This is a genomic window from Tateyamaria algicola (assembly GCF_047715485.1).
GTDB lineage: Bacteria > Pseudomonadota > Alphaproteobacteria > Rhodobacterales > Rhodobacteraceae > Tateyamaria.
Window position 1 is genome coordinate 3,918,438 of sequence record NZ_CP180422.1, and the last position, 14,182, is coordinate 3,932,619.

Here is a 14,182-nt window from a genome sequence, read left to right on the forward strand (position 1 = left end):
GACCGGCTGGAAACCGACACGGTTTCCGCGAGGCGCGGCGCGGTTTTCGCGTCGAAAACCTGCCGGAGACTGCGTCAGTCTCCGTCTACACCTGCCGCCACAGACCCGGTGCCAGCCCGTCAAGCGACCAGTCCCCAATCTGCGCCCGGATCAGGCGCAGGGTTGGAAACCCTACCTCCGCCGTCATGCGCCGCACCTGCCGGTTGCGCCCCTCGGTGATGGTCAAGGCCAGCCAGCTGTCGGGCACAGACTTGCGCACCCGGATCGGCGGGTCACGCTCCCACAGCCCGTCAGGCGCTGGGATGGCACGCGCCTTGGCCGGGCGCGTCACACCGTCTTTCAGCGTCACTCCGCGCGCGAGCGCTTCCAACGCCTGCTGCGAAATCTCGCCCTCCACCTGCACCCAATAGGTCTTGGGCGCCTTGTATTTGGGGTGCGCAATTCGCGCCTGCAATGCGCCATCGCTGGTCAGCACCATCAGCCCCTCGCTGTCGCGGTCCAACCGCCCCGCGGGGTAGACGCCTGGCAGGTCGATATAGGCGGACAAGGTGGGGCGAGACGATCCTGCCGTGCCCTTGTCGGTGAATTGGGACAGCACGCCAAAGGGTTTGTTGAACAGGATCGTGGTCATCCGTGGCGGCCGTGGCTGCATATTTGGGGAACAATGAAGGGCAGGGGAAGAGGCCGCCCCGACCGGTGCACCCTCATTGCAACGGTTCCAGGCGCGTCACGCCCACCGCGGCGGCACGCGCCAGGCCCTCGTCCAGTGACATCGGGATGTATTCGCCCCGCCGCCACAGTTGCGCGAGATCGTCATAGTGGCGCGACAGGAAATGGCCCGACTGCCCGGTGGAAATCACGAAGACCGAAGAGTTCGGATCGGCAAAGTCATAGACTCCGCGATAACCCGCCCCGTGTACGTTTTCGAACGGGTCAGGCCCAGTGCCACGCGTCAGCCCGCGTTGCAGGGTATTGTCCCCACCACTGGTCGATTGGCGGATGTTCACGAAGTAGCGCAGGATGGGCACGTCCCCCAGCACCTGATGGTCGTGGGTGGCCTGATGCGCATCGCCCCAGCGCAGGGATTCAAGCTGCGTGCCCCAGTTCTCGGCGATCCAGATCAGCGCATCATCAAGGGCCAGACGCGCCATGTCGGGGCAGGTCTCGACCGGGGCCGAGCGTTGCACGTCGCACCAGATGGCGGCCCCGTCCACATCACGAAAGGCGCGTTCGATGAACAACGGCTCCACATGGGTCAGCGCGTCGGCCATCGGCCCCAATTCATCACGCACCATACGGTCCTGCAGGGCGCGCAGCCACGCGGCATAGATCAGCGGCTCGGGCCAATGCTCGTTCATCTCACCGTTCCACTCGGCGAGCAGGGCAAGAGCGCGCTGGCGTTGTCGCTCCGGTGTCCCCGCGGGGGCAGCCTCGCCCGTGAACCACAACTCGGCCCCGATCAGCGGCAAGAGCGAGCGGGCGGTGAAGGACACGGTGTCAAGCTGCGCCTCGATGAAACTGTCGCGCGTGTGCACCTCGCGCGTTTGCATCAACCGCTGCCAGCGCTGCACGCGCTGCGTGTCCCCCCAGTGAAAACTCACGTGATTGGGAAAGGGGCGATCGACCGTCTTGTTGTTGGTGTTGCCCAGAATACCGCCGATGGGAGAGACAAAGCCCGGGTTCGAGGCATAGGGCATACGGCCCTGCCAGCGGTTTTCGGGCCGCCAGCCGAGCGCGGGCATGCGCCCCTGGCTCTGGTGGCTTTCGTCGCGGCGCGGGATGGCCCCGATCGTCTTCATCGCGATGCTGCCGCGATCGGCCAGCGTGATGTTCTGGGCCGGGGCGATGTAGTCTTCGGAGGCGATGATCGCCTCGGCCACCGTCTGCGCCTTCATCACGCCCAAGGCCGCCGAAAGCGAAGTGTCGCGGGGGCTGAGTACGGTCCAGCTGAGCGCGGCGACATGGCCGGGCGGTGTGATGCTGCCGAGGTTGCGAAAGCTGCCGGGCAGGACGGGGCCATTGTCCGTCCAGCGCAGGGTGAGGGTGATGGGATCGGTGTCCTTGATCTCGATAATCGAATCGCGCTGTTCGAACGGTTTGAACCCGTCGGGCGTGCGGTATTCCTCGGGGTTGTCGGGGTTCAGCTCTTCGATCAGCACATCCTGATCGTCCACATAGGCGGTGGTGAGACCCCAGCCCAGCCGATCCGACCGGCCCGTCAACACGACGGGCATGCCCGGAATAGTGCCGCCGATCACACCGCCCGAGCCCAGCTCGAGCCGGGCAAGATACCAGATTGCGGGGGCCGTGAACCCAAGGTGGGGGTCATTGGCCAAGAGCGTCCCCCCGGAGGCAGACCGGGACGCCGCCGCCGCCCATGCGTTCGAGGCCCCGGCCAAGCCGCGCGGGCGGAAGGGCGACAGGGGGTGCGGTGCCGCGTTGGTCGCGGCATAGGTCGGCTGCGCGCCGGGCACGAGGCTGGCATATTCGGGCAGGCTGGCGATGCCTTCGCCGGGCACGTCGGGCAGGATATCGGCAAGGCGCGCCGGGTCGTCGAGTGCCAGCGACATGCGCGCGCGCAACACCTCTTCGCTCAGGTGGCCGGACAGTTGCAGGCCCATCAGCTTGGCGATGGCGATGCTGTCGGCGGGCCGCCAAGGGGCGAGGGGGTGTTGAACAGGAACATCTCGGGCGCGCCGCGCCCCAGCGCCTCGACATTGATCTGGTCGAGGCGCGCGTTGACCCCGGCGGCATAGGCGTTCAGGGCGGCCAGGGTCGCCTCGTCCTGCGCCTCGACCGACTGGACGGACAGGCGGTAGAGGTCGAGGCGGCGCACGAAGCTGTCGATGTCGAGGGTGGTTGTGCCGAACATCTCGCTCAGCCGACCCTGGGCCGTACGGCGCAGCATCATCATCTGCCACAGGCGGTCTTGCGCGTGGGCAAAGCCGAGACCGTGAAACACGTCCGCATCCTGACTGCCGAAGATATGGGGCACATTCGCATTGTCGCGCACGATCTCGACCGGGGCGGAGATGGCGGGCACGCGCACGATGGCATCGTAATTCGGCAGCGAGCGCGCGGCGAGGTAGTAGACCATGCCCACACCCAGCACGGCCAGCAGGATCAGCGCGGCACACAGGCGCACAAGCCACTGAAAGACAATTGCCATAGCTTATTCCGTGCCTTTTGCTAACGTTGACCCTTGGCACATGACTGTTAGGTAGGCAGAGAAAGAAGCGCAAGCCAAGGGCGGCGCAAATCAGATCAAATGGGCGAGGGATCACATGGCGAAACTGGCATTTCTGGGCATGGGCGTGATGGGCGCACCGATGGCGGGGCATTTGCAGAAGGCGGGGCACGATGTGACCGTCTACAACCGCACCGCGTCGCGGGCGCAGGACTGGGTGAACGCCCATGGCGGGGCCATGGCGACCACGCCGCAGGCGGCGGCCGAGGGCGCCGATTTCGTGATGGCCTGCGTGGGCAATGATGACGATTTGCGCGCGGTCTGTGTGGGCGAGAACGGGGCCTTTGCCGGGATGACTGCGGGCACGGTCTTTGTCGATCACACCACGGTGTCGGCGGCGGTGACGGCCGAGTTGTATGCGGTGGCGGATGCAGCGCAGATCAGTTTTGTCGATGCCCCGATCTCAGGTGGACAGGCGGGGGCCGAGAATGGTGCGCTGTCGATCATGTGCGGCGGGGACGAGGGCGCCTATGCACGGGCCGAGCCGGTGATGAATGTCTATGCCAAGCTGTGCCGCCGCATTGGCGAGAGCGGTGCGGGCCAGCGCACCAAGATGTGCAACCAGATTGCCATTGCGGGCCTGGTGCAGGGCCTGTCTGAGGCGCTGCACTTTGCTGAAAAGGCGGGACTGGATGGGCGCGCGGTGGTCGAGGTGATCTCGCAAGGGGCCGCCGGGTCGTGGCAGATGGACAACCGCTACGAGACCATGCTGGATGATCATTTCGAGCACGGCTTTGCCGTGGACTGGATGCGCAAGGATCTGGGTATTTGCCTGGATGCGGCGGACGAGACCGGGGCGAGCCTGCCGGTCACGGCGCTGGTCGATCAATTCTACAAGGACGTGCAGAAGATGGGCGGCGGACGTTGGGACACGTCGAGCCTGTTCAAGCGCCTGCGCGCGATGGGCTAGGTGATTTCGGTGGGTGGCTCTGTTTGCTGACGCAAAGGCGCCCACCCACCGACCCCGGTCAGGTCACGGAATGATCCGTGTGTACTTGGTGCCTTCCAGTGTTGCGCCAATGCGCAGGCCCGCGCGGGCAAAGACCGCTGCGAGGACAGGGGCCAGCACGGTTGTCGTGTCTGCCGCCACGCTGTCACCCTGATCGGAGACCACGTATTCGAGGTCTGCGCCCGCGGCCCAGCCCGGCGAGCGGCGGAATTCGGTCAGCGACTCTTGCGTCATGAAGAACAGCACGTGGGCGAATTGCTGTGCGCCGATCTGCAAGCCACCTGACCCCTTGATCACCGAGTAATAGTCGACCGTCACGTTGTCGACGAGCAGGGCACCGCGCCCGTAAGCGCCGCCAAAGCCAAGACCGGCCTCGGTCACCAGCGGCATGACCAGCATGCCGTTTGATTTTTCCGCAAGCGAGACCGTGTTGGGATAGCTGCGATACATCTCGTCCAGCGTCGCTGCGACGCGCGCGTCGATTGTCGCTGATCCGCGGCTGCCGACCCCGTTTCCGCACGCTGCCAACACACCTGTGCCGGCCAGCGCCCCTGCGGCGAAAGCGCGCCGCGAGATACCGTTCTTTTTCATGTTGAACCGCCTGTATAGCTCATGTTGCTGCGTGGTTTGCCCACGCTTATGCGCAAGTATACGCCGATTGGGGTGCAGTGTCACCACTTTGAAGGGCTTTGGCAGGTTTCTGCCGGGACATCCGTTACTGTCCCCGCGGGGACAAGGGGTGCGCCGGGGTGACGGGATATTTACCGGTTTCGAATTGCGTCGGGCCATCAGGCGCTTGGCGCGCCGTACGGTGCGGTAGCTGGTTTTAACGGGTGTTAATGCATGCTGGTGCCCGAAGGCGCGCGGTCGTCAATCGTGGACGATATCGCGGCCCGGAATGTGGTGCGTGGGCAGGCCTGAGACGTCGAAATCATCGAGGCAGCGCAGGTTGATCGCCCAGCCGTCGAACTCCGGCACGCCCTTGGCCCGCTCGGCGCGGGTCGGGGCGCTGGGGCGGCGGAAGGGGAGGATACCGCAGCGCGGGCAAAAGTAGTCGCGCGCCGTGTGCGAGCCCCATTGATAAAGCGTCATCTGCGACAGCGGTGTGTGCAGCACCAGCGCCTCATCGGGCACGCGAAAGATCAGCGCGCCGCGTTTGTGACAGATCGAGCAGTTGCAGATGCGTTTGTGATCGATCTCGGCCTCGACCACGAACCGGACAAAGCCGCAATGACACCTGCCCGAATAGCGCGTCATGTGCCGTTCAGAAGGCGGGCGGCGGCAGGCGCGAAATAGGTCAGGATGCCGTCGCAGCCCGCGCGTTTGAACGCCATCAGGCTTTCCATCATCACCCGGTCATGATCGACCCAGCCGTTGGCGCTGGCGGCCTTGATCATCGCGTATTCACCCGACACTTGGTAGGCATACGTGGGCGCGCCAAAGGCGTCTTTGACCCGCCGGCAGATGTCGAGATAGGGCAGGCCTGGCTTGACCATGACCATGTCGGCGCCTTCCGTGAGGTCGCGTTCGATGAGCCGCAGTGCCTCGTCCGAATTGCCCGGGTCCATCTGGTAGGTTTTCTTGTCGCCTGTCAGCGCGCCGGATGCGCCCACCGCGTCGCGAAACGGGCCATAGAAGGCCGAGGCGTATTTGGCGGCGTAGCTGAGGATCATGACGTTCTGGTGGCCTGATTTTTCCAAGGCCGTGCGTATTGCGCCGATGCGTCCGTCCATCATGTCGGAGGGGCCGATGATATCTGCCCCCGCCTCGGCTTGGCTGAGCGCCATTTTCACCAGCGCCTCGACCGTGCGGTCATTCACGATTTCGCCGTCTTCGACAAAGCCGTCATGGCCGTTGATGTTGTACGTATCCAGCGCAACGTCGGTCATGATCGCGATCTGGGGCACCGCCGCCTTGATCGCGCGGATGGCGCGGTTGGCGTGGTTGTCGGCATCCCACGCGCCTGCGCAATCCTCGGTCCGTTCTTCCAGACCGGTATAGGGAAAGATGCAGATGGCCGGGATGCCCAGATCGGCAGCTTCTTGCGCGGCCTCGACCACCTTGTCGACCGAGCGGCGCATGACGCCGGGCATGGAGGGGATGGGCTCTTCGATCCCTTCGCCGGAACGCACGAAGACGGGCCAGATAAAGTCCTCGACCGTCAGTGTATGTTGGCGCACGAGGCCGCGGATGGCCGGGCTTTGGCGGGTGCGGCGCAGGCGGGTGGCGGGGTATGGGGCTTGGGTCGGGCGCATCTGAATTGTCCAGTTTGGTTGACAGGCCATGGGTGGCACGGATTTTTGCGCTTGCCAAGTCTAGGCACCGCCGCAAAGCACAGGTAAGAGGGGCCAAACAAGACACGCATAACACGCATTGGGCACGAAACGAGCCGTGGACTGGCACGAAACCATCTTTGAACTGATCGACATGCGCTCGTTCTCGAACCTGTGGTTCTGGATCGCGCTGGCGGTTGTGTGGTCGACGGCCAGCCACTGGGTGTTGGGGGTGCCTTATGACATGGTGGCGCGCGCGCGTCGCCATGGCGGGCAGTCTGCGCAGGACCTTGAGGATCTTGTGCGCATCAACGTCAACCGCCTGCTTTATATCGGCAATATCTCTGGCCTCTGGGTGCTGGGCATCACGTGTTTCGTGCTGACGGGCCTTGCCTTGTTGGGCTTTGTCTACCGGGTCGAGTTTGCGCAAGCCTTGTTTCTGCTGGGCTTTCCCATGTCTCTGGTGGGGGCGTTGAACCTGTCCACCGCCCGTCTGATCCAGGCCGAGGCGGCGCAGGGCGAGCAGTTGTGGCGCCGCCTGACGCGCCATCGCACCTATGTGCAGGCCATCGGGATGGTGGCGATTTTCGTGACCGCCCTGTGGGGGATGTACCAAAACATGTCCGTCGGCCCCTTCGGCGGTTGACAGTGCGCGCGTTAGCGCCAATTGAAGGCTCCTGTTTTCCAATACGTCTGACGAGATGAGCCAGCCCACCCATATCACCGTCTCGGGTGCGCCCGAGGGTTTTGACGCCCGCCTGATCCTGGACGAAGTCGCGGCGCGTGGCCCTGTTGTGCATGTGGCGCGCGATGACAAGCGGCTGGCGGCGATGCAGGCGGCCTTGCGGTTTTTTGCGCCCGACATGCCGGTGCTTGTCTTTCCCGGCTGGGATTGTCTGCCTTATGACCGGGTGTCGCCCAATGCGGATATTTCGGCGCGTCGGATGGCGACGCTGGCGGCGTTGGTGCATGGGATGCCCGCGCAGTTTGTGCTGCTGACCACCCTCAACGCGGCGACCCAGCGGGTGCCCTCGCGCGATTTGCTGCGCGAGGCGGCGTTCAGCGCGACCGTGGGCAACCGGGTGGACGAGGGCGCCTTGCGCAACTTTCTGGTGCGCATGGGGTTCGTGCAAAGCCCGACGGTGATGGAGCCGGGGGATTACGCCATTCGCGGCGGCATCATCGACATCTATCCGCCGGGCGATTTGGGGCCTGTGCGGCTGGATCTGTTTGGTGATGTGCTGGACGGTGCGCGCCGGTTCGACCCCGTCACACAGCGCACCACGGAAAAGCTGGATGTGATCGAGCTGGCCCCGGTATCGGAGGTGATCCTGGACGAGGCGGCGGTGACGCGGTTTCGCCAGAACTATCGCCTTGAGTTCGGCGCAGCGGGCACGGACGATCCGCTATACGAGGCGATCAGTGCGGGGCGCAAGCATCAGGGGGCCGAGCATTGGCTGGCCTTTTTCCATGATCAGATGGACACGCTGTTTGACTATGTGCCGGGCGCCACGATCACGCTGGATGAGCAGGTGACGCCGTCCCGTCTGGCGCGGTGGGAGAGCATCGAGGATCAGTACGAGACGCGCCGTTTGGCGATGGCCAACCGGTCGAAGATGGATTCGGTCTATAAGCCCGCACCGCCCGGTGGCCTTTATCTGGACGATGCGGCGTGGGAGGCGGCGGTGGCCGGGTTCCGCGTGTTGCAGTTTGGCGCGTTGCCGCAGGCGACGGGCCCCGGTGTGACGGATGCGGGCGGGCGGATCGGGCGCAATTTCTCGCCCGAGCGCCAGCAGGAAACCATCAGCCTTTTCGGGGCTTTGGCGGCGCATATTAAGGCAAAGCTTGAAGCTGGTCCTGTGGTTGTCGCCAGCTATTCGGACGGTGCGCGCGAGCGTCTGACCGGGCTGATCGAGGATGAGGGCGTGGCCGAGGCGATCCCGATCACGGACGCCACCCGCATCGGCAAGCGTGGACTGCATCTGGCGGTATGGGCGCTGGAACACGGGTTCGAGGCCCCCGGCCTGACGGTCATTTCCGAACAGGATGTGCTGGGCGACCGGCTGATCCGCCAGCCCAAGAAGAAGCGGCGGGCCGAGAACTTCCTGACCGAGACGCAATCGCTTTCACCCGGCGATCTGGTGGTTCATGTGGATCACGGGATTGGCCGCTATCAGGGGATGGAGGTGGTGACGGCCGCAGGCGCTGCGCACGAATGCCTGCTGCTGGAATATGCCGAACGCTCCAAGCTGTACCTGCCGGTCGAGAACATCGAACTGTTGTCCAAATACGGGCACGAGGAAGGCTTGCTCGACAAGTTGGGCGGGGGCGCGTGGCAGTCCAAGAAGGCCAAGCTGAAAGAGCGCATTCGCGAGATGGCGGACCGGTTGATCCGCATCGCGGCCGAACGCGCCTTGCGCAAGGCGCCGATCCTCGAACCGCCCCCCGGCATGTGGGACGCGTTTTCGGCGCGGTTCCCTTACGAGGAAACGGACGATCAGTTGACGGCCATTGGTGCGGTGATCGACGATCTGACCAGTGGTGCGCCGATGGATCGGCTGATCTGCGGCGATGTCGGCTTTGGCAAGACCGAGGTGGCGATGCGCGCGGCCTTTGTCGCGGCGATGTCGGGCGTGCAGGTGGCGGTGATTGCGCCCACGACGCTGCTGGCGCGCCAGCACTACAAGAGTTTTGCCGAGCGGTTCCGGGGCTTTCCGGTCGATGTGCGGCAGCTGTCGCGCTTTGTCTCGACCAAGGACGCGAATGCCGCGCGCGAGGCGATGGCGCGGGGCACGGCGGATATTGTCGTGGGCACTCATGCACTGCTGGCCAAGGGTGTGCGGTTCCAGAACCTGGGCCTGCTGGTCATTGACGAGGAACAGAAATTCGGCGTGACGCATAAGGAGCGGCTGAAGCAGATGCGCAGCGACGTGCATGTGTTGACGCTGACGGCCACGCCCATTCCCCGCACTTTGCAACTGTCGCTGACCGGCGTGCGCGACTTGTCGATCATCGGCACGCCGCCTGTCGACCGGCTGGCGATCCGCACCTATGTGAGCGAGTTCGACACGGTCACTATTCGCGAGGCGCTGCTGCGTGAGCACTATCGCGGCGGGCAGTCATTCTATGTGGTGCCGCGCATCAGCGATCTGCGCGAGATCGAGGAGTTTCTGAAGGAACAACTGCCCGAGCTGACTTATGTGGTGGCGCATGGGCAGATGGCAGCAGGCGAGTTGGACGACCGCATGAACGCCTTTTACGACGGCAAATACGATGTGCTGTTGGCGACGACGATTGTGGAGTCGGGCCTCGATATCCCAACAGCGAACACAATGGTGGTGCACCGGGCGGATATGTTCGGGCTGGCGCAACTCTACCAGATCCGGGGCAGAGTGGGGCGGTCCAAAACCCGCGCTTACGCCTATCTGACGACAAAACCGCGTGCAAAGTTGACTGCCACCGCCGAAAAGCGTCTGCGGGTGCTTGGTTCGCTCGATACGCTCGGGGCCGGGTTCACGCTGGCGAGCCAGGACCTTGATATTCGCGGGGCCGGGAACCTCTTGGGCGAGGAACAGTCGGGCCAGATGCGCGATGTGGGCTTTGAGCTGTACCAATCCATGCTGGAAGAGGCGATTGCCAAGATCAAGTCCGGCCAGATGGAGGGGCTACTGGAAGACGACGGGCAATGGGCACCGCAGATCAACCTGGGTGTGCCGGTGCTGATCCCCGAGGACTACGTGCCTGATCTGGACGTGCGCCTGGGCCTTTACCGTCGCCTGTCGGGCCTCAGCACCAAGGTGGAATTGGAAGGCTTTGCCGCCGAGTTGATCGACCGGTTCGGCAAGCTGCCACGCGAAGTGAACACGCTGATGCTGGTCGTGCGCATCAAGGCGATGTGCAAACGTGCAGGGATTGCCAAGCTGGACGGGGGGCCGAAAGGGGCGACGATCCAGTTCCACAATGACAAGTTTGCCTCGCCCCAAGGCTTGGTCGAATTCATCGACGCGCAGCGCGGGCTGGCCAAGGTGAAGGACAACAAGATCGTCGTGCGCCGAGACTGGAAAAACGATGCGGACAAGATCAAGGGCGCGTTCGCCATTGCCCGCGATCTGGCGGAAAAGGTGATTGCGCAAAAGAAGAAGGCGAAAGCCTAGGCGGTTGCCGCCTCTTCCGCGCGGCGCATCATCTGCATCAGCACGGACGCGATCACGCAGAGCACCAGCACGATCGAGACGAGCGGCAGGGGCGTGCCGTCAAAAAGCGGGCCGAGGAGCGAGGCAAGGCCCGCCGCGACCACGGTCGAGATTGCGCCGATCACCGAGGCCGCCATGCCCGCGATATGGCCCATCGGCTCCATCGCGATGGCGTTGAGGTTGGCGACGGTCAGCCCGCCCTGGAACATCACGCCCCATTGCCACAGCAGATACATCGGAAAGATCCACGCCGCGTCGCTGACCAGCAGGGCCACGAATGCGGCCGAGGCGATCATTTGCGCGATCAGCGCCCATGTCACCAGCTTGCGCATCCCGAACCGCCCCACGATGGCAGCGTTCAGCAGGCTGGAAATGCCCGAGGCAAAGGCGATGCCGCCAAACCAATAGGGAAAGCTGTCGGCCCGATCAAAGGTGATGTCAAAGATCGGCTGCACCATGATGAGGACGGAAAACAGGATCGTCATCATCAGCGTCTGCACCATGATCGACAGGCGCACGGTGCGGTGTTGCACCATCTGGCGCACCGCATCGATCATCAGCGGCCAGCGCAGGGGTCGGCGGTCGGCCACGGGCAGGCTTTCGGTGATGCGGGTGCCGAACCAGACCAGCAGGATGAGGCCAAAGAGCAGGAAGGCCCCGAAGATGCTGCGCCAGCCAAGAGCGTCCGTGATCAGCGCCCCGATCATGGGCGCAACGGCCGGAACCAGCAGGAACACCATCATGGTCAGCGACAGGATGCTGGCCATGGTGCGCCCGGCATAGAGGTCGCGGATGATGGCCGCCGACACGACACGGGGGCCGGACGCGCCAAGCCCTTGCAGCACACGCGCCGCCAGCATCAATTCGAGCGTTGGCGCGATCCAGCTGAGCACGGCCCCAAGCGCATAGACCGCCAGCCCAAGGTAAACGATTGGCTTGCGCCCGTAGGCATCCGACAGCGGCCCGGTCACAAACGTGCCCGCTCCCATGCCGATGAGAAAGAACATCATCACCAGCGCGGCCCGTTCGGTGCCACCACCCGGTGCAATGTCTGCCGCGATGTCGGGCAGGGCGGGCATCATTGCGTCGATGGAAAAGGCAATCGTGGCAAACATCATCGCCATGAGGGCGATGAATTCCGGTTTGCTGACGATCTGTCCTTCGGGCCTGGTCATTGCCTAGGCGCTCCTGAGTGTAGTGACGCGCATTGGCGCCACTAACGCAATATGCCCTGCAAATGGCAACGACCCAAGGTTGAAATTTTGGTGTTTGCCAAAATTTGTAGACTTTACGTCCCGTCAGTCGGCGGTGGCGCTCAGCTCGTCAATGACCTTTGCCCAAAGTTCGGGCGGCTGGGCGCCGGGAACCGCGTGTTTGCCACCCACGATGAAGGTGGGAACCGAGTTCACGCCCATTTGTCGGCTGTGGGCATCGCGTGCGGCGATATCGTCGCGGTCGGCATCTGATTCGAGCAGGCGGCGCACCACGGCGGCGTCCATCTCGATCCCGTCGGCAATGTCGGCCAGCACGTCGGTATCCCCGATATCGCGTGCCTCGACGAAGTAAGCCTTGAACAGGGCCGAGACGGCGGCGGTCTGTTTGCCCTCGATCCCGGCCCAGTGGATCAGGCGGTGCGCGTTCATCGTGTTGGGCGTGCGTTTCATCCCCTCGAAGTCGATCTTGAGCCCGGCCTTTTCTGCGTTTTCCACCACCGGGGCATAGGCGCGCACGGCACCGTCTTTGCCGCCGAACTTGCCCTCGAGGTATTCGCGCCGCCCCATGCCCTCTGGCGGCATGTCGGGGTTCAGCTGGAAGGGGTGCCATTCGATCACGAACGGGTGGTCGGGATGCGCGGCCAACGCGCGGTCCAGATGCGCCTTGCCGATATAGCACCAGGGGCAGATCGGATCGGACATGATGTCGAGTTTGATGGGATCGGGCATGAAAAGGTGCTTTCGTGTCAGTGTGTTGGGCGTCGCGGCCAAAAGAGAGGCAGGCGTCGCCGCAGGAGTTTGCCGTTCGCCCCTGTGGGCAGTTCGGCGATGTGGACATAGGCGCGGGGGTGTTTGTAGCGCGCCAGCTTTGGCTCGACATAAGCACGCAAGCCGTCCTCGTCCAGAGCGGCCTCACTGGTGTAGAAGGCGGCGATGATGCGGGTGCCTGCCTTGACTTCGATCTGGGTCACGCCTGCGCCGGTCACGCCGGGCGCCCCGGCCAGCGCCGCCTCGACCTCGAGCGGGGAGACACGGTAGCCGCCTGCGTTCATCATGTCGTCATTGCGGCCCAGATAGGTGATTTGACCGTCTTGCGCCATCTGGCCCAGATCGCCCGTGAGGAACCAGTCGCCCTGGAAGCGGGCGGCTGTCTCGTCCTCCTGAAACAGGTAGCCGCGCATGAGGCCCGGATCCGAGCGGTGCACGGCGATCACGCCGGGGTGCCCGATCTCGACCGGTCCGTCATCGCCCAGGATCGCGACGCGCCGCCCCGGTTGGGGCCGCCCGAGAGTGCGCACGTCGCAGGGGCTTGTGGGACTGGAGGAAATGAAGGTCGAGCATTCGGACATGCCGTAGGCCTCGAAAATCGGGGTGGCGGTGATCGCCATCCAGTCGGTCATCGTGCTGGCGGGCATCTTTTCCCCCGCACTCAGGCCGTGACGCAGGTGCGGCGTGGGCGGCAATGCGCTGCGCCCCAGCATCTGGCGGTAGACGCCGGGCGCGGCGGCAAAAATCGTTGCCTTGTGCTTGTGCAGCAGCCCGCCCAGCTCGCTCACCGGGGTGCCCGCGACGGGGATGAGGGCTGTGGCCCCGACCGTCCACGGGTCCATCAGCCCGGTGCCCAGCGTATAGGTCCAGTTGAAGGCCCCCGCATGCATCAGCCGGTCGTGGTCCTTTAGCCCGTACCAGCCGTCATGCATCATGCGCCGCGCCCAGATCGCGCGGTGCGCATGGGCCACGGCGCGGGGCAGGCCCGACGTGCCGGAGGTGTAGATCACGTAACCAAGGCGGTCGGGATCGCCCATATGCCAGTCGGCGGGCGGCAGGTCGCGCATGGCGCGCAAGGTGGCAAGGCCGATTTCGGGCGCACCGGGGGCAGAGGACACAGACGGGTCGCGCAGGATGATGCGGGGCTGCAACTCGGCCACGATATGCGCCACCTCGGGCGTGGTGAGCGCGGCAGAGGTGGGCACGGGCACCAGACCGACCGCAAGCGCACCCAGATAGGCGATGGGAAAGTCGATCGTATTGCCAAGGCGCATCAGGATCATGTCGCCGGGCACGCAGCCCGCCAGCAGCAGGCCAGCGCCGGTGCCAAGCACTGCGTCGCGCAGCGCGCCATATGTCCAGTCTTCGGTGCTGTCGGATGACAGGATGGAGACCGCGCAGGCCTCGGCCTCGCTCTCGGCCTTGTTCAGAACATAGGCGGCCATGTTGAAAGGGTTGGGGCAGGGGTCGCTGGGGCCGGTGTCGAAAACGCTTTGCATATCTGATCGCTAGTCCGCACGGCGCGGCGTTGCAAGCCT

At 64.5% G+C, this 14,182-nt stretch carries 10 protein-coding genes and 1 pseudogene; 3 read left to right on the top strand and 8 right to left on the bottom strand.

The features are described 5' to 3' along the window. Positions 1-85: 85 nt before the first annotated feature. Together ACMHLQ_RS21830 and ACMHLQ_RS21835 are read right to left on the bottom strand one after the other, a co-directional pair. Entirely contained in the window at positions 86-631 is a 546-nt protein-coding gene (locus tag ACMHLQ_RS21830; RefSeq protein WP_415402770.1) for an rRNA large subunit pseudouridine synthase E, read from the bottom strand. Positions 632-704: 73 nt separating this feature from the next. Further along, positions 705-3,169 (bottom strand): annotated as a pseudogene (locus ACMHLQ_RS21835) (penicillin acylase family protein). A gap of 115 nt (positions 3,170-3,284) precedes the next feature. Here ACMHLQ_RS21835 and ACMHLQ_RS21840 point away from each other — a divergent pair. After that, the gene (locus tag ACMHLQ_RS21840) at positions 3,285-4,157 is read left to right on the top strand and encodes an NAD(P)-dependent oxidoreductase (protein ID WP_415402771.1); all 873 of its coding nucleotides are present in this window, start codon (positions 3,285-3,287) and stop codon (positions 4,155-4,157) included. Between the two features lie 63 nt (positions 4,158-4,220). Here ACMHLQ_RS21840 and ACMHLQ_RS21845 read toward each other — a convergent pair whose 3' ends face one another. From ACMHLQ_RS21845 to hemB, 3 genes are all read right to left on the bottom strand, one after another. Next, on the bottom strand, positions 4,221-4,787 hold the full coding sequence (locus ACMHLQ_RS21845; protein ID WP_415402772.1) for a YSC84-related protein: 567 nt from the start codon (positions 4,785-4,787) through the stop codon (positions 4,221-4,223). Positions 4,788-5,066: 279 nt separating this feature from the next. Then, positions 5,067-5,453, bottom strand: a complete 387-nt coding sequence (locus ACMHLQ_RS21850) for a GFA family protein (RefSeq protein ID WP_415402773.1) — start codon at positions 5,451-5,453, stop codon at positions 5,067-5,069. Then, positions 5,450-6,451: a porphobilinogen synthase gene (gene hemB / locus ACMHLQ_RS21855; protein ID WP_415402774.1), complete on the bottom strand. Its 1,002-nt coding sequence runs from the start codon at positions 6,449-6,451 to the stop codon at positions 5,450-5,452. The genes ACMHLQ_RS21850 and hemB overlap by 4 nt, the downstream gene beginning before the upstream one ends. Positions 6,452-6,587: 136 nt before the next feature. On the opposite strand from hemB, the gene ACMHLQ_RS21860 reads away from it, so the two are divergent. Together ACMHLQ_RS21860 and mfd are read left to right on the top strand one after the other, a co-directional pair. Beyond that, on the top strand, positions 6,588-7,115 hold the full coding sequence (locus ACMHLQ_RS21860; RefSeq protein WP_415405333.1) for a component of SufBCD complex: 528 nt from the start codon (positions 6,588-6,590) through the stop codon (positions 7,113-7,115). 55 nt (positions 7,116-7,170) lie between these two features. Continuing rightward, positions 7,171-10,623: a transcription-repair coupling factor gene (gene mfd / locus ACMHLQ_RS21865; protein ID WP_415402775.1), complete on the top strand. Its 3,453-nt coding sequence runs from the start codon at positions 7,171-7,173 to the stop codon at positions 10,621-10,623. Here mfd and ACMHLQ_RS21870 read toward each other — a convergent pair. From ACMHLQ_RS21870 to ACMHLQ_RS21880, 3 genes are all read right to left on the bottom strand, one after another. Next, on the bottom strand, positions 10,620-11,837 hold the full coding sequence (locus tag ACMHLQ_RS21870; RefSeq protein WP_415402776.1) for a multidrug effflux MFS transporter: 1,218 nt from the start codon (positions 11,835-11,837) through the stop codon (positions 10,620-10,622). The genes mfd and ACMHLQ_RS21870 overlap by 4 nt on opposite strands. A 123-nt stretch (positions 11,838-11,960) precedes the next feature. Then, positions 11,961-12,605 carry a DsbA family oxidoreductase gene (locus ACMHLQ_RS21875; RefSeq protein ID WP_415402777.1) on the bottom strand — a complete coding sequence of 215 codons (645 nt, stop codon included), beginning with the start codon at positions 12,603-12,605 and terminating at the stop codon, positions 11,961-11,963. A 17-nt stretch (positions 12,606-12,622) separates the two neighbouring features. Further along, positions 12,623-14,143, bottom strand: a complete 1,521-nt coding sequence (locus ACMHLQ_RS21880; RefSeq protein ID WP_415402778.1) for a class I adenylate-forming enzyme family protein — start codon at positions 14,141-14,143, stop codon at positions 12,623-12,625. Between the last annotated feature and the right edge of the window lie 39 nt (positions 14,144-14,182).